Source organism: Psychrobacter sp. CX18, from assembly GCF_057396215.1.
This window is the reverse complement of sequence record NZ_JBXYJH010000003.1, coordinates 243161-264928: the sequence shown is the minus strand read 5'-3', so window position 1 is coordinate 264928 and position 21768 is coordinate 243161. Positions and strand designations below refer to the sequence as shown.

The following is a 21768-nucleotide window of genomic DNA, read 5'->3' as shown; positions in this document are numbered from 1 at the left end:
ATGTTGTCATGATTATTTAGGGGTTTAGTTATTTATGGGTTTTGGTATAAATTATTTTTCATGATATACGAATATACAGGGTGTGGCAAAGCTGTTTTTGCAATATTAAAGTTACCCTGTGCAATAGCCTGACGGATGTCACTGCTTGATAACGCAGGAACAGGCTGTGAATCTATATAAATAAGTCCTTTGCAATGACTTTTCAAGTCCGCTATTGAGCCTGTCACCTGAGCTTTTAATCTATCCGGTAAAAGAGCCATAATATCCGCTTTTGTCTGAAGATTATGGCGAGGAATCACCCATAAATGTGCAAACTGAGTGAGTTTATCGCCCTCTCTCCATTTCGGTAAGCTGTCAATATTATCCGCGCCTACTATAAATATTATGCTATCCGTCGGATTCTCTTCTCGCAGTGCCGTTAGGGTATCAATGGTATAGGTTGGCGGTGTTTGCCAGATCTCATATTCACTAACAGCAAAAGGTGAAGGCGAGGGTTGTGGTGAAACAGAGGGAGATATAGAAGGTGAAGAAGATGCAGTTGAAGTTGAAGGTGATGCAATAGAGGTAAAAGATAAAGAGGGTATCGATGCAGGTGAGTGACTAATAGAACTCAAATGGGTAGAACTCAAATGGGAGCTTAAACTAGAATTACTAATAGAAGACTGACAGTCTGAAAATACGCCACTCTCCGCCTGTAATACTTCTGTGGCTAGCTTTAACATATGGAGACGATGGGATGGGTCGCTGCTATTTTGCTTTAAGGGCGAGCGTGACGTTGGTAGGAAATAAGCATAAACGTGTGCATCAACGGCAACCTGAAATGATGAATGACACGTATTCTGCAATAAGGGCTTAAGAGGAGCCCGATAATCATAAATAGAAGGATAAATAGACGAATAAATAGAAGGATTAAGAAAATTATAATGACAATAAGAAAGATAAGAATTCAGTTGCCAAGTGGGCGGACACGTTATCAGGCTTCGATACACATGCTTAAGTAGAGCCAAGTGGCCGTTATGGACAGGATCAAAAGAACCTCCTAGATAAAGGTTAATAGCTAGGGGCGATTGATTTAAATCTGGGTGAGAGGTCGAAGCTGTTTGATCTGGCGACATAGAGGTTTCTTATTAATAAGCCTATTTTTTTACAATTAGGATTAATTCCAATAACGGTTAAACCCGAGCTTTTAATATTTAGCCTAAGTTTTAACCTAATAGTTTCTCGTATTGTCTCATTATATTCTAAAAACTTCCTAACGTTAGCTTATGACTATTGCGCTAAAGCAACCCGATAAGATGTAATGGACAAAATTCAGGCTGACACACCCCTTAAAGCTATATACTATATGTATTTGCAGGGTTTGAAAGCCATGAATCAAAACACTGCCATTTTTATGGTGAAAAACGCGGCGAATAAAAAATAGCCAACAGTATCCTTGTTGGCTATCACCGATAGAAAAGGCAAACTACTTGTGGCGGTGTCCTTAAGGCATTAATCGCTAGTGAATGAGCTAAGCACCAAACCGCTTTTTAACCTAATTGGCTCTCATAGAGCCCAATAAAACCCAGTCAAACCTATTAGACATCAGGGCTACTGGCTTGGATGGCCGTTAAGGCAATAGTATATACAATATCATCCACCAATGCGCCGCGAGACAAGTCATTCACTGGTTTGTTTAACCCTTGTAGCATAGGCCCAACACTGACAACATTGGCACTGCGCTGAACCGCTTTATATGTGGTATTGCCGGTATTTAAATCGGGGAAAATAAAGACGTTTGCTTGACCTGCAACAGGAGAGTTAGGGGCTTTTTGTTTACCGACACTGAGTACAGAAGCGGCGTCATATTGTAAAGGGCCGTCGATAACAAGATCTGGGGCACGCTCACGGACAATGTCAGTCGCTTTTTTCACTTTTTCAACGTCTGCACCAGAGCCCGATACCCCAGTTGAATAACTGATCATTGCCACTTTAGGATCAATACCGAAAGCTTTTGCGGAAGCGGCTGATTGAATGGCAATTTCAGCCAGTTGTTCAGCATCTGGATCGGGGTTAATCGCGCAGTCCCCATATACTACGACTTGTTCGGGCAGTAGCATAAAGAATACTGAGGAGACTAGTGAATATTGTGGGGCAGTTTTGATCAACTGGAAAGCGGGGCGTACCGTATTGGCAGTGGTATGGATGGCCCCTGACACCAAGCCGTCCACTTCATCTAAATGAAGCATAGTCGTTCCCAATACCACATTGTCCTGTAACTGTGCGGCGGCTTGATCTGGCGATGCCTTGCCTTTACGACGCTCAACAAATGCGTCTATATATTTGGTAAGCTTAATAGTGGCAGGATCGATAATTTCGATAGTGTCCGGCAGCTTGACGCCCCTATTTTCAGCCACTTGTTTAATCTGTTCAGGATTACCCAGTAGCACGCATTGAGCGATACCACGACTTTGACAAATCGAGGCTGCTTCAATAGTTCGAGGCTCTTCACCTTCTGGTAAGACCACACGCATAAGATTACTTTGAGCTTTTTTGACGATCTGATGGCGGAACGCAGAAGGGGACAGTCGAGGCTCATAGTCGCGCTCGAAGTAAGTTTTTAACCAGTCTAAGTCGAGGTGAGCGGCGACAAAGCGGGTGACAGTTTCAGCCCGTTCGATGTCATCTTTTGGAATCTCATTAGTGATATTTGAGAGTTTCTCAACAGTCTCAAAGCTATTCGTTGGCACACTCATAATTGGCAAGCCAGTTTTTAATGCTGGCTGGCATAGCTTAATGACGGTGTCATTCGGTACGATGCCACCTGTAAGAATGATACCCGCCATCGGGATTTCATTGATGGCTGCCAGTGCAGTGGCTAGTAACAAATCATCACGATCGCCCGGCGTAACGATTAAAGTACCTCGCTTAAATATTTCTCCGACTCGAGAGATAGTACGGGCCACCAGACTGGTTGAAAGGACACGGCGTTGTTTGGCCTCGCCTTCACTCAGCCAAGAGGCATTTAACTCTTGTGCAATATCCCAAGTACGAGGAACGGATAAGCTATTACTGAAAGGAACCACGCCAATAAGGTGGAAGGCTTCGGTGGCAAAGCCCGGCGAGTGTGATTGCATGGCTTTGATAAAGGCTTCATCGGGATCAAGCGTAGCTTCACCAGGCGCCACAGGCTGATTGTCGAAGGTATTGGGTACATTTCTAGCCCGCATAAGGATACTGCCTAACGTCCGCTCTCCCGTTAAGCCACCAAATATACGGGCATGGACATCGAGCTTATCTGCTAGCTGTTTGGGGTTTTCAATATCGGCCATACTAACAAAAATAACTTTGGCATCCAAAGCAGTAGCAAGTGCGTAGTTCACTTGTGAGGCGTAGTTGACCTCTTCTGTTGGTACCAGTCCCTCACAGATGACGACACTATAGTTGTCACCTTCAAGTTGATGGTAGTTTGAGACGACCTCTTCCATTAGGTCATCAACATTGCCTGCATTCATCATGCGCTCAACGCGCTCACGAGGAATAGAGTCAGGTGGGTTGAGACCAAAGGCTTGGCGTGCAAGCTCACTTGAGCTATCTAGCGTATGCTGTGAGTCATGCGAGTCATCTTGTAAAAACGGCTTAATAAATCCCGCTTTTAAACCGATATAATCTAACGCTTTGATGAGCCCCAGTCCAGCAGAGGTTAGGCCAATACCACGGGCGGTAGGGACCAGTAAAATAGTTTGCATCTTATTATCCTTAGTCGTTCAGTAATCGTTATTTAATTTTTATGACACCCAATTAAAAAGCAATTAAAAAGCAATTTTATGGTTATATTGACTAACCAGCTAAAGGTTTACAGGCCTAATACTTGTCTGGTTTCTTGCGCAATTTGGTACTCTTCATCGGTCGGGATAACCCATAGCTCATATTGACTAGACTCGCTATGGAAGGTGCCTTCGCCGCCGCCATAGAGTGCTGTATTTTTATTTTGATCTATTACTAAGTTGAAATGACGCATAACATCAAGAATGCCGGTACGAATGGTCGCCGAATTTTCACCAATCCCTCCAGAGAAAACAATGCCGGTCAATGTGGGCAGAGCACAGGACAAAGACGCCAAGTACTTACCAGCGCGGTAGCAGAACATCTCAACGGCCAATTTAGCATCTTGCTGATCAGGATGGCTGTCGTCATTGGCAATAGCTTCAACGGTACGCATATCGTTAGACACCCCAGATACTCCAAGAAGGCCACTTTCTTTATTTAAAATGGCATCAATTTGTTCTAAGGTCAGACCTAAAGTACGCTTTAAGTGAATATGTAAGCTGGGATCGACATCGCCACATCGGGTGCCCATCATCAGGCCTTCAAGTGGCGTTAATCCCATACTGGTGTCTAAGCTTTTACCTTCATAAACCGCGGTCGCGGAGCTGCCATTGCCTAAATGTGCGATAAGCCACCCATGAGGCCCTTCTTGATCTGTTAATTGGCTGGCACGTTCTGATAAATAAGCATGAGAGGTGCCGTGGAAGCCATAACGGCGAATGAAGTCTTTTTCATACATCTCTTTTGGAATGGCATAGCGGAACGCTTTTGGTGGCATAGTTTGGTGAAATGCAGTATCAAATACCACCACTTGCGGTAGGTCAGGGTGAATTGATTGTACTGCCTCGATACCGACAGCATTGGCAGGATTATGAAGTGGAGCCAGTGATTTTAAACGTTTTACTTCTTCTATGACATGCGGGGTGACTTGTACGGCAGCGCTAAATTCTCGACCTCCATGCACCACACGATGCCCCACTGCAATAGGAGACTGATCGCCAAGCAAGTCCATAATGCGTACCAAAGCTGCTTTATGATTAGCGCCCGGAATGCTCACCTCACTCTTTTCACCGTCTAGGTCCTTATGAACAATGCGGGCATTATCTAATCCTAAGTTTTCTGCAAGGCCAGTGATGCGATGCTGATTATCGTCACTAATTAAGGCATATTTAATGGATGAAGAACCACAGTTAATGACTAGGGTAGGTTTAGAAATAATGGTATTGTTCATCTTACATCCTTACTGTATCTATAAAAAATGAAATAGATTTAAAGAAGATTAAATTTGATAAGATTGAATAGATTGAGTGTAAGCCGTGTACGAATAAGTAGCTTTTAAATTACAATGTTCAACTAGCCTGTTTAAGCAGCAATGTTTAAGTAGCCCTGTTTAAGTAGCAATGTACAAGGTCAATGGTTAAAAGCTGTTGGTGAAAAGCTAAGAATAGCATAGAGCGGTGAATGCACCATGACAAGCTTACCTTTTAAATACACCTTATCTATCAAATCTTTTCAAGTATATCTTAGATTAATGACGAAAACAGCGGATAAGTGCTTAAATTTAATAGCAACTTCAACGCAATTGTGTTTAAAAAATGAAAAGCTTTTAGGCAATTATTCATAAGTTTGCTACTATAGCCAGTCAGTTGTGTTTATATTGAACTGGAAGTGTCTTGTTAGTCAAAGGAAGTCTGTCCATGCCAAGTTTACCCCCTCAAACCTCAACTAAGCGTTTACTAAACGTTAATCTATTAAAGCAAAAGAATGTATTAAAGCAAAAGCTAGCTAAAGCTGAGAACCGCTCAATGGGCAATCGTTTAGCTGGTAAGAAACACCTTAGAATTTCAACCTTTTCTGTTCCGGGTATGTGGCTTTGTTCATTATTATTGACAGGTTTGCTAACGGCTTGTGGCCAAAGTGGCGCTTTATACTTACCAGAAGAGGCGCCTAGCAACACCGATTTTATTTTATATAAGAAAAATAAAGCCCAAGATGAAAATCGCTCTTACACCTCTGGAGATGTGGAAAAGGCAGCGGAAGAAGATCCTGAAGACTATTAAGGAATAACCCAAAAAGACCATTAATTAAACAACCTAAAAGACCATTAATGTAATAACTAGTACGCACTACTAGCATAAATGACTAATACGAATAGCTAACCTGTATTAAAACCTGTATTAATTTGATATATAAATAGCACTTAAGGCGTCTTTTATACAGCCCCTAATAAGCACACGTCCTAATATTTGCTAACTTTACTTGGATACCCCATTATTATGAGTCATACCTCTCACGCGTCAACAGTCGTACATAATTTAGAATCTGGATTACGTATCAACCCTCAGTCATTTGTTAATAAATTACCTGGTCTACGTTATGATCAGGATACCTTGTTCATTGAAGATGTGAGTGTCGATACGTTGGTTAAGCAGTATGGTACGCCTTTGTATGTCTACTCTAAGCAGGCCATTTTAGAGGCTTATCACGCCTATACTGATAGTTTTGCCAATATCGCACATCAGATATGCTATGCCGTAAAGGCCAATTCAAATTTAGCGGTATTGCAAGTATTGGCGAATGCTGGCGCTGGGTTTGATTTGGTATCCGTTGGGGAGTTGGCTCGGGTATTGGCAGTGGGGGCAGACCCAAGCAAGATTGTATTTTCAGGTGTGGGTAAGACCGAATCAGAGCTTAAAACAGCCCTTCAAGCGAATATTGGGTGCTTTAATGTGGAGTCGCTAAGTGAATTAGAGACTCTAAATACAGTGGCAGCAGAGCTTGGGGTTCAAGCGCCAATTTCAATTCGGGTAAACCCGAATGTAGACGCCAAAACGCATCCTTATATCTCAACAGGCCTCAAAGACAATAAATTTGGTATCAGTCATGATATCGCTGTTGACGCTTATAAGCTTGCTAAGAGTTTAGGAAATCTGAATATCATCGGTATTGACTGTCATATTGGCTCTCAGCTTACAGAAATAGATCCTTTTGTGGCAGCGCTAGATAAGGTGAGTGAGCTGATTGACACCCTTAAAAGTGAGGGCATTGAGCTTGAGCATATCGACTTAGGGGGCGGTTTAGGGGTGCTATATATTGATGAGCAGGTCGCCGAAGTCAGTGAATTTGCCGCAGCCTTACTGCCTAAGCTGAAACAGTTAGGTCTCAAAGTATTTTTAGAGCCTGGACGTAGCATTGTGGCAAATGCGGGTGTACTACTGACATCAGTAGAAGTGCTAAAGCCTACGGCGGAAAAGAACTTTGCTATCGTCGATGCCGCCATGAATGACCTGATTCGTCCCGCGTTGTATCAGGCAGATATGGCTGTTATTCCCGCCAGTATATTAGATTCGACAAAAGAAGAGCGCAGCTGGGATATTGTTGGCGCCGTATGTGAAACTGGAGACTTCTTAGCCAAGAGACGTCTACTGTCATTGGCAGTAGGTGATACCTTAGCCATCACTGGCGCAGGTGCTTATGGCTTTGTGATGAGTAGTAACTACAATACGCGTCCTCGTCCTGCAGAAGTCATGGTCTCTGGTGATAAACATCAAGTGGTACGTCAACGTGAAACTGTGGCGCAATTGTTCGAAACAGAATCTATATTTCAGGCAGAATAGCGGTTTAATAAAGCCCGATAGCTTTGAAAGGTGTGATTAATAAAATAAAAAGTAGTGATTTAAAGCGTTGCTATTGATTAACCGATATCAAGCCTGCATTTAATCTGCAGGCTTTTTTAATGACATTTGAAAAATACTGGCGTATAGACGGGGTTGCAAATTGGCATATCAACCTTTTTCTATAAAATAACCTATATTTCTTAAACTCGGTCAGAACTTAAACTCGGTCAGGCTAATAAACCTATTGTTTGTAACGTCTGCTTTGTTATGTTTAACTGGCCTTCCTCGATAGGTTAATTTATAGATTTGGACTAAAATATACCCAGTATTATTGTTAGTAAACCGTTGTTAAGCATTATCATTGTCATATTCTGCATGGTAAGATAGAGCATAAATAAAATCTAAGGAATAGAATAATGCTAATTGAATTTACAAAAATGCATGGTCTAGGCAATGATTTTATGGTCATTGACCTCGTCACTCAGCGCTTAGAGCTGACACCAGAGCTTATTTCACTACTTGCAGATCGTAATCTAGGAATTGGTTTTGACCAACTTTTAGTGGTTGAGCCGCCCATGCGCCCTGATGTTGATTTTCGTTACCGTATATTTAACTCAGATGGGAGCGAAGTGGAGCAGTGTGGCAATGGGGCACGCTGTTTTGCGCGATTTGTGCAAGCTCGTAAGCTGTCGTTCAAGCAGCGTATTCGAGTAGAAACGAAGTCTGGTATTTTAACCCTATCAACCGACGATTATGGCTGGGTAGAAGTCGATATGGGCAAGCCTCGCTTTGAGCCTGCTGAGATACCTTTTACGCCAAAAGCCATTACTAAAATCCAAAATGCCTATCATTTGGATGTCGATGGCACCCCGGTTCAATTGTATGTGGCGAATATGGGCAACCCCCATGCTGTTATTAAGGTCGATGACATATTAACCGCAGAGGTAGAAAAACTGGGTAAAGCCATTGAGTCACACCCTGCGTTTCCAGAACGGGTTAATGTGGGCTTTGTGCAAGTGATGAATCAGCGTCATATTCGTCTGCGTGTCTATGAGCGTGGGGTCGGAGAAACACAAGCATGTGGTACAGGTGCGTGTGCTGCTGTGGCCACAGGTATTCGTGAAGGCTGGCTTGATGAGGGCGAGGAGATACGCGCACAACTATATGGGGGCAGCTTGTTAATTCGTTGGTCACCGGGTTATTCTGTAATGATGACAGGTCCCACTGCCTTTGTGTATGAAGGGGTGTTTAGTCCAGATGGTATTATGGCTCAAGCGGGCATTAAACCATCTGCTTCGTAAACCCTTGTTATAAAAAATAAAATACCAGTATATCAATCAGCCTTAAACCAACTCGTTATCCTATATTAAGATAAAGACCAATGAAAAAAAGGTCAGCAGCATCAAACTCAATACAACCAAGTTTGACACAATATCCGTCTAATAAACGGAAGCAGTCAACATTTGCGAGTGAGGATAGTCTACAACGTTCTGATAATGAGCAAGAGGCGCAACTGTCCGCTGAGCTTGAGGCATTATTGTTGCCTGTTGAGCAGTGGCTTGAGGAGCTGAACGTTCGCCAGTTCTCAGCGCATACGATTGATGCCTATTATGCCGGTGTATATCAGCTTGCCTCTTTTTTAGAAGCCGGCAAGCTGAACTGGACACGTTGTGACAAAAGGCAACTGGCTAAGTTTATTGGTAAACGATTGGATAGGGACGCGTTATCTATAGCCAGTGTGCAACAAGAGTTGTCAGCCATCCGCCACTTTTATAGTTGGATGATTGATCATGGTCATGCTCGTATTAATCCGACAACGGGTTACCAGCTAAAGCGGGCGCCACGACCTTTGCCCAGTATTGCAGACGGTGATTTGATTGCTCAGCTGCTTGAGCAGCCCATGCCCGATACACCAGAACAAGCAAGGCTATGGATACGCGATAAAGCCATGTTTGAGTTGTTGTACAGTAGTGGCTTACGGGTGGGTGAGCTGGTCGGGTTAAATGTCGCTGATTTGCGTATAGATGATCAGGGTGAGCGTGGTGAAGTACGGGTCACGGGTAAAGGCAATAAAACCCGAATAGTGCCTGTAGGGCGTCAAGCGTTAAAGGCGATTAACACCTATTTACCGCATCGATACTTGTGGGAGGAGCAAGGGGATACCGCCTTATTTATTAGTGAAAAATTAGGGACTCGATTGACTACTCGTGCTGTGCAACAGCGGTTGAAAATCGCAGCGACACGAGCGGGTATTGCCCAAAACATGTATCCGCATTTGCTACGACATTGTTTTGCCTCTCATATGTTATCAGGCAGTGGCGATCTGCGTGCAGTGCAAGAGATGTTAGGCCATAGTGATATCAGTACTACCCAGATTTATACCCATGTAGACTTTGCTAAACTGACTCAGGTCTATGATAAAGCCCATCCTAGAGCCTCTCATCCGTCGTCTAATTCTACAAAATAATAGTCTCTCTTCTTTTATTTTCTATTTTCTTTCTCTTTTCTTTCTTTTAATCTGTTTACCCTATTTTGTTTAAGTCAATTCTATACACTAGCTCTTAACGTTGGCTCTCTAAGTTAACGGACTGTTGTAAACTCATTTCAAAAAAAATGATAGCAAATCTAGAAATTAATCTGTCGAGGAAGGCGAGTGTAAACGGTACAAATAGTAAGTTTAACGAGCCTGACAAAGATAGGTTAGTTTATAGATTAGGTATTAATACCTCTTTCACAACTTATTAAAACCCATTGTAGGCTGGCGCTTTTAGCCCAGCAAATCAAAGCCTTTAATCTAAAATGCTGGGCTAAAGCCGCAGCCTACGTTAAGAGTTGAGAATGGGGTATTAATGCCTTTTCAACATTGGTATCACTAGGGTAGTCTATGACAATGATGGATGGGCATATTTTGACGCCAGCTGTGTTGAGCTTGTTGGTCAAATGGAGCAGTAATGAGCGTATAGCCTTCTGTTATGTTGGTGTTGGTTTCACCCGTCTCTATCACCAGTTCGCCATTGGCATTGGCAATGGCACTGTGTCCCCAAGTTTCCCGTTGAGAGTGGGCCGTCTGATGGGTACCCCCTTGCGCCGAACCCACGACCAAACACTGAGAATCTAAAGCACGGGCCTGTAATAACATTTGCCAGTGAGCTTTGCCCGTTTGATAGGTAAAGGCAGAGGGGGCGGTTAGTATATCTGCACCGCCAGTGCGAAGCTGTTGTGCCAAAGCAGGAAAACGCAAATCAAAACAAACCATCATGCCCACAGCCAGGACTCCCTTATGGGTTTGACACTTGACGGAGGATTCGGACTCGGCGTGTTGTAACAGGTTGGCCATATCGCACTGGGCCACAACTGTGGTATCCCCCGGCTCAAATGTTCTCCCTTCATCATAGCTTCCAGTACTATCTGATACCTCAGCTTTAAACAAATGAATTTTGTCATAGCGAGCAATGCGCTTACCATCAGGCGCGAAAAGTTGACTCACTTGCCTTAAACGTTGATTAGGAACAAGGCGACCATCCGGTCGATAAGGGCAGGGTAGAGTACCTGCGACAATGAACATCTGATGCTCGAATGCCAGATCAGCATACCATTTTGAGATCTCATCAAAACGCTCTGCTAGCTGATGCTGACCACCCATACGGCACGCATTCTCAGGAAGCACCAGTAAATGTACCTGTTGCTGCTTTGCCTGTCGTATCGCCCTCTCAATCGTAGCTAAATTAGCATCGATGTCGAATTGACTGCTGAGTTGTACACATCCAATAGTAGGTAAGGTCATTATTAATTCGTTAGTCTCAGTAAGTTAGATTCATTAAGTTATATGCTAAAAAGTGACATAATAAATCGAAAAAGTTTGCAATGATTAATTTTCATTAAGACTTTCTAAAGCCTATGAACTTGTTTCTTTAATCTGTATTATAAATTAGAATTGTTTTTAACGACTTTATGTTATCACGATTTTAGCTTATCACGCCTAAGTCGATGAATCTAATGGTTTGTTATTGAAGGATGCTTTGTTGGATTGTTTTAGCGATTCAAGTCAGCAGGGTTAGTCCAGAGGATATAAGTTCATTGTTTGCTGAACTAAGATGATGTCAACATTTATCAACAGGCAAGTACTTTAAACCAATAATTCAAACGACCCGTATGTTAACTAACTCATATTCTAACCAACCCATAATTTAACAACTAAATTATCACTATATAACCAAGCAATTGGGTAATTGGGAAACACACATACCTTATGATGAGTAATTCGTTTAATTTAGGATTTAATCTTACTACAGCACAAAAGCTAACCCCGCAGATGCAGCAGGCTATTAAGCTATTGCAGTTATCAAGCCTTGAGCTTGAGCAGGAGGTGCAGATGAAGCTTGATAGCAATCCTTTGCTTGAGCGAATAGAAGATGATGACATCAATGCAGAAGATTTTAATAGCATTGAAGAGATGACTCGATTAGAGCTGAGCGCTGAGGATGCGGCATATGAAGTTTACCAAGACAGTTCAGATGACTTTGATACAGGTGACTTTCATATAGACGACTATGACGTCAATGATTATGGCATAGAGGACGATTCCACCCATAGCCATGATGGTGATGATGTGATTGATACAGGTTTTATGAATGACAACAACGATGACCTAACTTATGATGATAGAGATATAGAAGGTAGCCTTTCAGAGTCTATTGATTATGAGAACTATGGGTCTAAAAGTGGCGTCAGTGCTGAAGAACGTACGCCCTCTATTTCTGAAAATGATGGAGCCGTACACAGTGAAGATATCGGTTTAGAGTCTACGCTTGGCGATAGCCTTAGTGATACTTTAGGTGAGTTGTCAATTGATACGGATTGGGACGATATCTACACTCACAGTCCCACGGGAATGGCGAGGCCAGATACGGAAGGAATGAGCGACTATCAAGGAGCGACTTCTACTAGTCTTCAAGATCATATTCGTTGGCAACTTAACTTCAGTCATCTATCTGAGACTGAGGTATTAATTGCGGATTATCTGATAGATGCAATGGACGACTATGGGTTTATCCAGATCGATGTGGCTGAGCTGAAAGACAACTTCGATGAGATGGCAAGCTTCTATCAGTGGGAGGAAAAAATCGAGTGTGAGCAGATCTCTACAGTGATCACCCTTATTCAATCCTGTGATCCTCTAGGTGTCGGGGCGCGGGATTTGGCGGAAAGTTTACAAATCCAGCTTAGAAGCTTGGATGACAATGTAACGTACCGAGACAAAGCAATACGATTACTGGATGAACACCCGCTACTGGTAAGCAATAATATAAAAGAGCTCATTAAAAGAACCGGCATCAAAAAGGATGAGATAAGTGGTTGTATTGACTTAATCAGAACACTAAACGCCGCCCCAGGGCTGGCCTTCTCAAAGGCACAACCTGAGTATGGCTCAAGCCCTGAGGTCTATGATATCCCAGATGTGATTGTTCAATTAAAGTCCAATCAAGCTGATGGTAAGGCTGTTTGGAAAGTTGAGCTAAACCCAGAAACATTGCCTAAGCTTAGAATCAATAATGAATACGCCAGTCTTGTTAAGCGCGGCGATGACAGTCCGGACAATGTTTATTTAAGAGATAACTTAATTGATGCGCGTTTATTCATTCGTAGTATTGAAGAGCGCAATCAAAATCTTCTGAAGGTTGCAACGTGTATCGTTAAGCTACAACAAGACTTTTTATTAGAAGGTCCCACTGCAATGAAGCCCTTAATTTTAAAAGATGTGGCTGAGGCTGTGGATTTACATGAATCAACGGTTTCCAGATTAACCACCAATAAGAGCATTCTAACCCCACAAGGCCTATTCTCACTTAAACATTTCTTTTCATCGCATGTTTCAAGTGATCAAGGTGATATCTCTTCTACCGCTATTAGTGCCATGATAGAGGCGCTCATTCGTGATGAAGATCCGCAAAAGCCATTGTCAGACAGTGCTTTAAAGCAGCATTTGGAAGATCAGGGGATTGATATAGCAAGGCGTACAGTCGCTAAGTATCGAGAGGCTATGAATATTGGATCATCTACCCAGCGTAAGCAAAAGTTTTAATAATTCAATAGAACACAAGCAAGAAAGAAAGGTAATTCTAAAAATAAAAAAATTTCAGATTATAAAGGATATAGATTAAAAAGTAGGTTTTTTTTACATTATATTACAATTAACATCCTTGTATAAAATTAAATTTCATGTCAAATTAAGGGTGTCCCAACAAAAGTTTTATCAAAAACATTGTTGTGGATATCAAGGTTTTAATAAGGATATTAAAACCACAACTTAACCGATATATCAGTTTTTTTATTCATGTAATGTTGTTTAAAAACAATGAGATATCAAATGACATAGACAGAAGTAAGTGTCATTAACATATGCACTATATGTAGTGTTATAAATAACAGTGACTTGTCATTTTATACCACGTTATTCTGAGCTTATTTCAAGGCTCAAACCATAAAAAGGATGTAAGAACTATGAACATTTCAATCAGCGGCCATCACATCACAATTACCGATGCTATGAGAGACATGGTAATGGATAAGCTTTCTAAAGTAGAGCGCCATTTTGACCAAATTCAAAGTATCAAAGTAATTTTATCTCTGGATAACCATCGAACGGATGCCAGTCATAGTGGTAAAAACAACCATAAAGCAGAAGCAATTATGCGAGTGGCTGGTCAAGAAATGTTCGTACAGTGCTATGATGATGACATGTATAAAGCCATCCATGAAATGGCAGATAAACTAGATCGCCAAGTGCGTAAGTATAAAACTCGTATTGAGCGTAAGACTCGTTCCTCAAAACGTAGAGAGCCTATCGCTGAAACGACTCCAGTTATTGATGAGTCATACGCTTATTAATCAGTCGCTATAACTTGAGCTATATATTTTAATACAAAGTTAAGTGACTTCTAATTAATACCAAATCTAAATTTTCTCCAAAGGTAAGCCCCTACTTTAACTCATTAAAGTAGGGGCTTTTTTCAGTTTTGGGCTATATTTAACGTCAATATTTGAGTTAAGTCGCTAAGTTAAACGGCTCATTTATACCGCTAAGCTAAGCAAGCATTCAAGCAATATAAGATCCTTAACCGCCACCGACCGCTTGTACTACTTCAATGACCATGCCTTGTTTAAGTTCAGTGAGATCTAATTCTGATTTGGGTACTAGCTCTCCATTAATCTCAACCGCATATCGGCCTTGTGTCAGCTGCAACTCATCAAGCATGGGCTTAACGGTGTTATGATCGGTATCCATGCTTTGTCCATTTATCGTCACGCTAACCATACTTTGTTCCTATTATTTTATCTTCGTTATTTTTCATCTTAATCATATTTTTGGATAAGCAAAAATTTATTCATTCATATAACATTAAGCAATATAAAATTAAACTCGTGCAATGAGAGCAGCAAGGACCAGCGAAAATGGCTAAATGTTTGTTCGTTTAAATGCCGTATATGCCAGCCACACCCATCCAATAATCATCAATGTACCCCCAATTGGAGTGATAGCGCCCAACCATCTTGGTGCGCCTAAGGTCATTGCAAATAAAGTACCGCAAAATATAAGGATACCGATCTGTAATAACCATGCTGTGGTACTGGTGGTATAGCCAAGTCTTATTAATATAGCAACCGCTAGCAGACCTAACGCATGGTAAAAGAAGTATTGTGTCCCTGTGTGCCACCATGCCATTTGCTCGGGGGATGTCAGAGACTTAAGACCATGCGCGCCAAAAGCGCCTAAGGCAACGGCAAGGGCTAAATTTAAAGCGGCAGCAGTTATCCAGTTCATAAATATAGCATCCAACACGTAGTCAATATAGTTATTTTAACGTCTTATAGCGAATCTTCATTAGGCATGATGACACTATCAATGGTCATGGCTTCACGAATCTTATCCATCGCATTTTTTTCAATCTGACGCACGCGCTCCGCTGAGATATTATAGACAGCTGCCAATTCATGTAATGTTGATTTTTGCTCAGATAACCAACGCTGTTCAACGATATCTCTTGAGCGATCGTCTAAAGTATCCATGGCATCCATTAGCGCATTGGTATTGTTCTCCTCCCAGTCTGCATCTTCTACCACTTCAGCAGGATCAATACCGTCTTCTAAAAACAGTTGCGGCGCATAATGACCATCATCATCGTCACTTGACTGTGCTTCAAAGGAGGCGTCATAGGATGTCAGACGTGACTCCATTTCAAGCACCTGCTTACGGGTCACATTTAAGTCAGCCGCAATCGCATCCGCTTCTTCTAACGTCAGCTGATTATTGGTTTTCTTCAGGCTACGTAAGTTAAAGAACAGCTTACGGTGCGCTTTGGTAGTCGCCACTTTGACAATACGCCAATTACGAATAACAAACTCATGAATCTCCGCTTTAATCCAATGCACCGCAAAGGATACCAAGCGTACGCCTTTATTCGGATCAAAGCGTTTGACCGCTTTCATAAGTCCCAAGTTACCTTCTTGAATTAAGTCAGCTTGAGGCAAACCATAACCTGAGTAACTTCGCGCAATATGAATCACAAAGCGTAGATGTGACATGACCAAGATACGAGCGGCTTCCACATCACCCTCATCATAATAACGATGCGCCAGTTCCTTCTCTTGCTCGGGGGTCAAGATAGGTATTTGATGCACTGAGTTCATGTAAGCGCCAAGATTGACACCGGGTGCCGATAGGTTGATCGGCATCGCAGGCACCAAGTCGCGAGTATTGGTTGTTGGATAGTTGCTTACCCAATCCTCTGCAACTGGATCTGCCACTGGCAATCCATCTACGAGCAAATCCTCATCCACATCGTCGAGTGTCTCATCATCCAATGTGTCATCGTCCAACGTCTCATCGAGAGGCAGTTCTTCCACTTCTATATCCATATCGATAGGCTCAACTTCGGCAACCTTCACAGAAGATGTCTTTTTTGAGGAATCTTTTTTTGTCGTTTTCGCTTTGTCAGTTTTAGGAGTAGCCATATTTTGACCTTAAAAAGTAATATCTTTAATGAGATCTATTGTAAAGGATACTACCAACTAGTTACCATTTGTTTTGGTAATCATGACGTGAAAGATTGTATCGAGTTTTTCTAAACTATCGGTAGATCCGACACCACTTTGAGTACTTATCACCATTTTAAGTCCAGATTGCTGACAAAATGCGGCCAAATCAACTTGAGAGTTGGGGTCAGTAGCTAGTACATAAACACTATCTTCCTCCTGCATAGAGCGTAGTGCTACTTTAGTTTTTAGTAACGGCATAGGGCAGGCAAGCCCTCGACCATCCACCAATGCCGTTATTTTTGTAGCGTTTGCGTGTTGCTCAAGAGTACGCTTATCGGCTGGGTCTAAATAGTCAATATATTGCTGGAGTAGGGTATGTTGTTTAGTATCAGGTAAGTCAATTGATATCATAAATTCAGCTTATATTATTAAATTTAAATTAGGAGCATTAAAAAAGGGTGCGACAAATTATATTACGTTGCTAGTAACGGCTAAATTATCTGCTTTAGATTAAAAAAATTACAACTCAGAGACGATGGTACAAGGTTAATTGGTTAAGATGTAAGATACGATATCTGAAAGCTATTTAAAATGCTGATACCGTTAAAATCAAGCCTTCTTAAGGTTAACAGTTTTTTAAGTCATACAAACGTCAAGGAATAGATATTGAGATGGTTTACTATAATCACCACATTAAACCAAATGAATGGTAAGTCAATGCATTATATAAGGCATCAATATATAAGGAATCATCGTTTGTTCTCAATGCCGGTTTTACGTTTGGGAGTAGCCGTACTCTTGTCAAATATATTATTAACGAATATGGCCGTTGCTGCCAATGAATCACCGAGTGTAGTCAATTCTAACTCGAGTCGTTCTGGCTATCAAAGCTTTGATATGCCGCCGCAGTATGTGTTTAATTCAACTTATGAGGAGCCTAGCTTTACGCTGCCAGAATTAGGAAGCGGGGGCACTCGATTTATTGAGGCCAACCAGCACAAAGCGCTAGGTGAGTGGTCATTACAGCAGTTAGCTAGAAATGCGCCGATGCTAAATGACCCTTGGGTACAAGAACAACTCGAAATCATGGCGTGGCAGATTAACGCCCAGGCACGCAATCAAGCGCCTTTAGCCTTGCTGGTCATCAACAATCCTACTATTAATGCTTTTGCGATTCCCGGTGGCGTAATGGGCATCCATACCGGTACGATTATTGAATCTAATAGTATGGATGAGCTTGCCAGCGTGGTCGCCCATGAGGTTGCTCACTTAAGTCAGCGTCACTATGAGCATCGAGATGAGACGAATCGAAAAGTACTACTCATGCAAATTGGTGGTCTATTAGCAGCTATCGCTGCCTCCGCTGCTGATCCGGATGCCGCTACTGCCGTGATGATGGGTAGTCAGACAGCCGCTTTAAACAGTCAAATGGCATTTAGTCGTAGTAATGAGCGAGAGGCGGACCGTATTGGCATGCAACTGATGGCAAAAGCGGGCTATGACCCGAGAGCTATGCCAAGATTTTTTGGTACTTTAAATCAAAAAACGCAACTTAACACTACGCAAAATGCTTATTTGCCCAGCTTTATTATGACGCACCCATTAAGCTCTGAGCGTCTTAGTGAAGCGCAAAGTCGTGCGAATAGCTATGCTGAAGTAGGACTTACTGAGCAGCGCAGTCCGTTAACGTTTGACTTGTTGAAATGGCGCGTCAATGTGCTGACAAATCGGGTTACTGAAGGTGAGTTGTTAGCGGCCTCGCAAACAAATAGGGGGGCTGCCATTGCATTGGCTTATTGGTATGGTGCTCAGGGCCGTTATAAAGAGGCATCTGATCTTTTTAATCAATTAAAAAACAGAGAAAACTCTCAACTTAGAGCGTATTCTACTGCTGACTATAACGATCAAGTGACCCTTGATATACTATTGGCGATTACCGAAGCACAAGTCGCCGGTATGCAAGGCAAGTGGCAACAAGCCGAACAGCTGTTATTACCGTATAGCACTTTATACCCAGAGCGTAGAGATATAAAGCTATTATTGACTGAGGCATGGTTACAGTTAGGCAAGTATAACGAGGTAATCACCGCGCTCAAACCTATCGTAACTAGTAAACCTTATGATTTAGAATCTTTATCTCGTATGCAGCGGGCTTATGAGCTTATGGCACGTCAAAGCGTGATGCCAACGAATAGTGCTAACCAAAATATCGCCAACCAAAATAACATCGCTCAGTCTAATCAGTCCTTAGCAAATATCTCGGCGGTCAATGCCTTACGCTATCGAGCTAAGGGTGAGTTATGGCGGGGTCGATATAATGATGCCTTAGTCTCGTTGCAACAAGCTAAAACGCTTATTGAGACTCAGCAGCCTAATAGTGCTAACACAAACACTTATAATTTAGCCCCTTTACTTGCCAATATTAATAGTGATATAGCAGACGTAAAAATAGCTAGAGACTTTAGTCCCTAGCATTCGTAGTAGATATGCAGTTAAGTTGCCATCAAGTGCTATCACTAATGTGGTAAATGCAACTACCCCATTAATGCTTGTTTGACCAACTGCGACATCACCGCAGGGTCTGCGCGTCCAGCAGTCTTAGATTTTAACGCACCCATTACTTTTCCCATATCTTGCATTGAGCTGGCGCCTTGTACGGCTATCTCAGTGTTAATCAACTCGGCAAGCTCAGATTCACTCATTTGCTGCGGCATAAAGTCATTAATAATGTCGATTTCGAACTGCTCTTTTTGAACCAAGTCTTCACGACCATTTTCTTGAAAGATTGATAAAGACTCTTGGCGCTGTTTAAGCTGTTTTTGCAATATTTCTAAAACGCCGGAATCATCAAGTTCTACTTTGCGATCAATTTCAATCTGTTTAATAACTGATTGAATATTACGTAAAACCTTAACCTTTTCAAGCTCTCGTGCTTTCATTGACGTTTTGACTTGTTCGGTAATGGTATCTTTTAGTGCGCTCATGATAAGTTCCTATTATTATATGGTCGTATTATAGTGTATGCATTTAAAATTAACGTTAATAAAATTCTAGCATAAAAAAACCACCTATATTATGTCATCATCAGCAATAAGCTAGGAAGAGGACAAAGTAGGTGGTTTTTTTCAATACTTATAAGCTAGCACTTAATATTTAACAAGATTTAGCCTTTTAAAAGATAGCTATTTAAGGCTTGATCAAATGCTAGATAAATACCAATTAATACATACGCGTGGTGCGAATAGACTCACGTTGTAATTTTTTCTTATAACGTTTTACGGCTGCTGCCTTTTTACGCTTACGCTCTTGCGTTGGCTTTTCGTAGAATTCGCGCTTACGGACATCAGATAAAACACCCGCTTTTTCGCAGGCACGCTTGAAGCGACGGATAGCGATATCAACAGGTTCGTTCTCTTTAACCTTAACTGAAGGCATGCAGACTCCTTAATGTAGTAGTGGAAATGAGAGACAAGAAACATTAGCAAGGCTGTATGATTGGTATTAGCCACAGTGTCTCAAAGTGATGTGGCATCAGCTCTTGCTAGGATTAAGTTACAATATTCTATTGGAAATATTAGAATAAGAGCGAGAATATAGCAAAAATGAAGTTAATAGTCAAGTATTTATCTTGTCGCTGTTGAGTGATAATAGCGAATATTGATGATTCGCCTTACTACTCATGAGATAGTGTTATGGGAAATTAATAGAAAAATATAGGGTTAGATGATGCATACAAAATAAACGCTATAATAGGTGACTAAAATGGCAATAAAGGGTGTTGTCATTAAGAAGTGACGGGTATAAAGTACTGTTATAAAGTCATTCGTTACAATATCTAGTTTAATACCCTTTATAAGACTTAATAATCCTTTAAAAATCATTCATCCTTTAAAATCATCAACCCTTGTCGGAGCGAACAATGTTATTCACTAATCAAAACTATAGTCAAAAATCTACCAACGGTCATCTGTTAAAAGTAGCTGCTGTGATGCTAGGTACCGCAGTAACCTTGACAGCCTGCGGCGGACATGAAGAAGAGGTGAAAGCGGTTGATAAAGTAGAAGAGGCCGCTGAGCTTGCTAGAGCAAACGCGCCTGAGCCTGAGCCCCTTGTCATTGATGAAAGAGCCGCTAGCGAAGCGACTGCAGCCACGACAACTGAAGGTGAAGCTACTGATGGAATGGCAACTGATGCAGCAGCGACTACTGGTGAAGCCACCGCTGCTGAAGGAGCCACTCCTGCTGAAGGAGCCATGACGACTGAAGGAGCTGAGCCAACTGAAGGTGCCGCATCTGCTGACATGGCAGGAGCTCCAGCATCTACAGAGACACCTGCAAGTGATACGCCAGCCGCGACGCAGTAAGGTCAAACTATAAGGTTAAGTAAACAGTTACTTTATGTGCTATCAGTGCTAGAGGGTATAGATGTGTTGAATGAAATTAGTCCTTTTTAGGAGCAAATTATGTTATTCACTAACCAGCAAACTCATCAAAAACCTACCAACCGTTATATACTAAAAGTAGTCTCTATGATGCTTGGTGCTGCTATTACTTTAACAGCTACTTTGACAGCCTGTGGCGGACAGGAAGATGTCAATGATGCTAAAAAAGCAGCAGAATCCGCCGTCACCAATACGCCAGAGCCTGCCGTGGTAGAAGACACCGCAACTGATGCGACTGAACCTGCTGCGATTGAACCTGCTACTACTGTTGTAGATAGTACTGAGGCTACTGAAGCGACTGAGAGTGCCTCTGCTGATGATGATGTTACTGAACAAGTAGCGGCATCCACTAGCGATGCACCATTGGCCGCTGATGCGGGCAAAGCACTCTATGAAAGTAAGTGCAAGGTATGTCATGAACAGGGACTATTAGAGTCCCCTAAATTTGGCGATGCAGCGGCATGGGCACCTCGTATTGCACAAGGTAAAGACGTGTTATATAAGCACTCAACAGAAGGCTTTAAAGCCATGCCATCCCAAGCTACTGGCGATGTCTCGGTGGAACAAGTTCATGCTGCTGTCGATTATATGGTTGAGCAAGCCAGTTAATCGAACCGAACCGTACTTGGCTTTAGCATTTCTTGGCTTTAGCACTGACATTATCGTACTTAGTTGAACTTGTGAAGCCAGTAACAGATACACCCCTTGATAATCTGATAAACTACCGCCATGGTGTATACAATCTGGCGGTTTTTTAATTCGCTGATTAGGCGTGTGATAAATAACACAATTTAGGTCTACATGCCATAATCGTAAATGCCTTAATAGCGTTTTATACGAACCCCACTCAAAAAACATGACTCAATT

At 42.0% G+C, this 21768-nt stretch carries 19 protein-coding genes; 9 read left to right on the top strand and 10 right to left on the bottom strand.

Annotated features, from left to right (window positions below):
• Window positions 1-32: 32 nt before the first annotated feature.
• The 3 genes from AC2SLT_RS03260 to AC2SLT_RS03250 all read right to left on the bottom strand — a co-directional run bounded on the left by AC2SLT_RS03260 (window position 33) and on the right by AC2SLT_RS03250 (window position 5038).
• Window positions 33-1115 (bottom strand): nicotinate-nicotinamide nucleotide adenylyltransferase, encoded by a 1083-nt coding sequence (locus AC2SLT_RS03260; RefSeq protein WP_486546119.1) that lies wholly within the window; start codon window positions 1113-1115, stop codon window positions 33-35.
• Window positions 1116-1577: 462 nt separating this feature from the next.
• The gene (pta, locus tag AC2SLT_RS03255) at window positions 1578-3728 is read right to left on the bottom strand and encodes a phosphate acetyltransferase (protein ID WP_486546118.1); all 2151 of its coding nucleotides are present in this window, start codon (window positions 3726-3728) and stop codon (window positions 1578-1580) included.
• 107 nt (window positions 3729-3835) lie between these two features.
• Window positions 3836-5038 carry an acetate/propionate family kinase gene (locus AC2SLT_RS03250; protein WP_486546117.1) on the bottom strand — a complete coding sequence of 401 codons (1203 nt, stop codon included), beginning with the start codon at window positions 5036-5038 and terminating at the stop codon, window positions 3836-3838.
• A 466-nt stretch (window positions 5039-5504) separates the two neighbouring features.
• Here AC2SLT_RS03250 and lptM point away from each other — a divergent pair, with 466 nt between their 5' ends.
• The 4 genes from lptM (at window position 5505) to AC2SLT_RS03230 (ending at window position 9891) form a co-directional block, all read left to right on the top strand.
• Entirely contained in the window at window positions 5505-5867 is a 363-nt protein-coding gene (gene lptM, locus AC2SLT_RS03245) for an LPS translocon maturation chaperone LptM (protein WP_486546116.1), read from the top strand.
• A gap of 216 nt (window positions 5868-6083) precedes the next feature.
• Complete coding sequence (lysA, locus tag AC2SLT_RS03240; protein ID WP_486546115.1) at window positions 6084-7424, top strand: diaminopimelate decarboxylase; 1341 nt, start codon at window positions 6084-6086, stop codon at window positions 7422-7424.
• Window positions 7425-7840: 416 nt separating this feature from the next.
• Complete coding sequence (gene dapF, locus AC2SLT_RS03235; RefSeq protein ID WP_486546114.1) at window positions 7841-8725, top strand: diaminopimelate epimerase; 885 nt, start codon at window positions 7841-7843, stop codon at window positions 8723-8725.
• A gap of 80 nt (window positions 8726-8805) precedes the next feature.
• Window positions 8806-9891: a tyrosine recombinase XerC gene (locus tag AC2SLT_RS03230; protein ID WP_486546113.1), complete on the top strand. Its 1086-nt coding sequence runs from the start codon at window positions 8806-8808 to the stop codon at window positions 9889-9891.
• A 405-nt stretch (window positions 9892-10296) separates the two neighbouring features.
• On the opposite strand, the gene AC2SLT_RS03225 is transcribed toward AC2SLT_RS03230, so the two are convergent.
• Window positions 10297-11208 carry a nitrilase-related carbon-nitrogen hydrolase gene (locus AC2SLT_RS03225; RefSeq protein WP_486546111.1) on the bottom strand — a complete coding sequence of 304 codons (912 nt, stop codon included), beginning with the start codon at window positions 11206-11208 and terminating at the stop codon, window positions 10297-10299.
• Between the two features lie 468 nt (window positions 11209-11676).
• On the opposite strand from AC2SLT_RS03225, the gene rpoN reads away from it, so the two are divergent.
• Both rpoN and hpf read left to right on the top strand, forming a co-directional pair.
• Window positions 11677-13506 carry an RNA polymerase factor sigma-54 gene (gene rpoN / locus AC2SLT_RS03220; protein ID WP_486546330.1) on the top strand — a complete coding sequence of 610 codons (1830 nt, stop codon included), beginning with the start codon at window positions 11677-11679 and terminating at the stop codon, window positions 13504-13506.
• A gap of 419 nt (window positions 13507-13925) precedes the next feature.
• A complete protein-coding gene (hpf, locus tag AC2SLT_RS03215; protein ID WP_486546110.1) occupies window positions 13926-14312 on the top strand; it encodes a ribosome hibernation-promoting factor, HPF/YfiA family in 387 nt (128 codons plus the stop codon).
• A gap of 226 nt (window positions 14313-14538) precedes the next feature.
• On the opposite strand, the gene thiS is transcribed toward hpf, so the two are convergent.
• The 4 genes from thiS to AC2SLT_RS03195 form a co-directional block, all read right to left on the bottom strand.
• Window positions 14539-14739, bottom strand: a complete 201-nt coding sequence (gene thiS / locus AC2SLT_RS03210) for a sulfur carrier protein ThiS (protein ID WP_486546108.1) — start codon at window positions 14737-14739, stop codon at window positions 14539-14541.
• A gap of 141 nt (window positions 14740-14880) precedes the next feature.
• Window positions 14881-15246, bottom strand: coding sequence for a DUF423 domain-containing protein (locus tag AC2SLT_RS03205; RefSeq protein ID WP_486546107.1), 366 nt, complete (start codon window positions 15244-15246; stop codon window positions 14881-14883).
• A gap of 44 nt (window positions 15247-15290) precedes the next feature.
• The gene (gene rpoH, locus AC2SLT_RS03200; protein WP_486546329.1) at window positions 15291-16157 is read right to left on the bottom strand and encodes an RNA polymerase sigma factor RpoH; all 867 of its coding nucleotides are present in this window, start codon (window positions 16155-16157) and stop codon (window positions 15291-15293) included.
• Window positions 16158-16493: 336 nt separating this feature from the next.
• Complete coding sequence (locus AC2SLT_RS03195) at window positions 16494-16871, bottom strand: sulfurtransferase TusA family protein (RefSeq protein ID WP_486546106.1); 378 nt, start codon at window positions 16869-16871, stop codon at window positions 16494-16496.
• Between the two features lie 387 nt (window positions 16872-17258).
• On the opposite strand from AC2SLT_RS03195, the gene AC2SLT_RS03190 reads away from it, so the two are divergent.
• Window positions 17259-18932 (top strand): M48 family metalloprotease, encoded by a 1674-nt coding sequence (locus AC2SLT_RS03190; RefSeq protein WP_486546105.1) that lies wholly within the window; start codon window positions 17259-17261, stop codon window positions 18930-18932.
• 62 nt (window positions 18933-18994) lie between these two features.
• Here the strand turns inward: AC2SLT_RS03190 and AC2SLT_RS03185 are convergent, their stop codons facing one another.
• Together AC2SLT_RS03185 and rpsU are read right to left on the bottom strand one after the other, a co-directional pair.
• Complete coding sequence (locus tag AC2SLT_RS03185; RefSeq protein WP_486546103.1) at window positions 18995-19444, bottom strand: GatB/YqeY domain-containing protein; 450 nt, start codon at window positions 19442-19444, stop codon at window positions 18995-18997.
• 235 nt (window positions 19445-19679) lie between these two features.
• On the bottom strand, window positions 19680-19895 hold the full coding sequence (rpsU, locus tag AC2SLT_RS03180; protein WP_007394316.1) for a 30S ribosomal protein S21: 216 nt from the start codon (window positions 19893-19895) through the stop codon (window positions 19680-19682).
• Between the two features lie 484 nt (window positions 19896-20379).
• Between rpsU and AC2SLT_RS03175 the strand changes: the two genes are divergently transcribed.
• Both AC2SLT_RS03175 and AC2SLT_RS03170 read left to right on the top strand, forming a co-directional pair.
• The gene (locus tag AC2SLT_RS03175; RefSeq protein WP_486546102.1) at window positions 20380-20823 is read left to right on the top strand and encodes a hypothetical protein; all 444 of its coding nucleotides are present in this window, start codon (window positions 20380-20382) and stop codon (window positions 20821-20823) included.
• Window positions 20824-20922: 99 nt separating this feature from the next.
• Window positions 20923-21510 (top strand): c-type cytochrome, encoded by a 588-nt coding sequence (locus AC2SLT_RS03170; RefSeq protein ID WP_486546101.1) that lies wholly within the window; start codon window positions 20923-20925, stop codon window positions 21508-21510.
• The last annotated feature ends 258 nt before the right edge of the window (window positions 21511-21768 follow it).

What these genes read in the sequence shown, in the direction of transcription:
- AC2SLT_RS03260 (WP_486546119.1), bottom strand. Translation starts at nt 1,115, where the DNA reads ATGTCGCCAGATCAAACAGCTTCGACCTCTCACCCAGATTTAAATCAA.
- pta (WP_486546118.1), bottom strand. Translation starts at nt 3,728, where the DNA reads ATGCAAACTATTTTACTGGTCCCTACCGCCCGTGGTATTGGCCTAACC.
- AC2SLT_RS03250 (WP_486546117.1), bottom strand. Translation starts at nt 5,038, where the DNA reads ATGAACAATACCATTATTTCTAAACCTACCCTAGTCATTAACTGTGGT.
- lptM (WP_486546116.1), top strand. Translation starts at nt 5,505, where the DNA reads ATGCCAAGTTTACCCCCTCAAACCTCAACTAAGCGTTTACTAAACGTT.
- lysA (WP_486546115.1), top strand. Translation starts at nt 6,084, where the DNA reads ATGAGTCATACCTCTCACGCGTCAACAGTCGTACATAATTTAGAATCT.
- dapF (WP_486546114.1), top strand. Translation starts at nt 7,841, where the DNA reads ATGCTAATTGAATTTACAAAAATGCATGGTCTAGGCAATGATTTTATG.
- AC2SLT_RS03230 (WP_486546113.1), top strand. Translation starts at nt 8,806, where the DNA reads ATGAAAAAAAGGTCAGCAGCATCAAACTCAATACAACCAAGTTTGACA.
- AC2SLT_RS03225 (WP_486546111.1), bottom strand. Translation starts at nt 11,208, where the DNA reads ATGACCTTACCTACTATTGGATGTGTACAACTCAGCAGTCAATTCGAC.
- rpoN (WP_486546330.1), top strand. Translation starts at nt 11,677, where the DNA reads ATGAGTAATTCGTTTAATTTAGGATTTAATCTTACTACAGCACAAAAG.
- hpf (WP_486546110.1), top strand. Translation starts at nt 13,926, where the DNA reads ATGAACATTTCAATCAGCGGCCATCACATCACAATTACCGATGCTATG.
- thiS (WP_486546108.1), bottom strand. Translation starts at nt 14,739, where the DNA reads ATGGTTAGCGTGACGATAAATGGACAAAGCATGGATACCGATCATAAC.
- AC2SLT_RS03205 (WP_486546107.1), bottom strand. Translation starts at nt 15,246, where the DNA reads ATGAACTGGATAACTGCTGCCGCTTTAAATTTAGCCCTTGCCGTTGCC.
- rpoH (WP_486546329.1), bottom strand. Translation starts at nt 16,157, where the DNA reads ATGCCGATCAACCTATCGGCACCCGGTGTCAATCTTGGCGCTTACATG.
- AC2SLT_RS03195 (WP_486546106.1), bottom strand. Translation starts at nt 16,871, where the DNA reads ATGATATCAATTGACTTACCTGATACTAAACAACATACCCTACTCCAG.
- AC2SLT_RS03185 (WP_486546103.1), bottom strand. Translation starts at nt 19,444, where the DNA reads ATGAGCGCACTAAAAGATACCATTACCGAACAAGTCAAAACGTCAATG.
- rpsU (WP_007394316.1), bottom strand. Translation starts at nt 19,895, where the DNA reads ATGCCTTCAGTTAAGGTTAAAGAGAACGAACCTGTTGATATCGCTATC.
- AC2SLT_RS03175 (WP_486546102.1), top strand. Translation starts at nt 20,380, where the DNA reads ATGTTATTCACTAATCAAAACTATAGTCAAAAATCTACCAACGGTCAT.
- AC2SLT_RS03170 (WP_486546101.1), top strand. Translation starts at nt 20,923, where the DNA reads ATGTTATTCACTAACCAGCAAACTCATCAAAAACCTACCAACCGTTAT.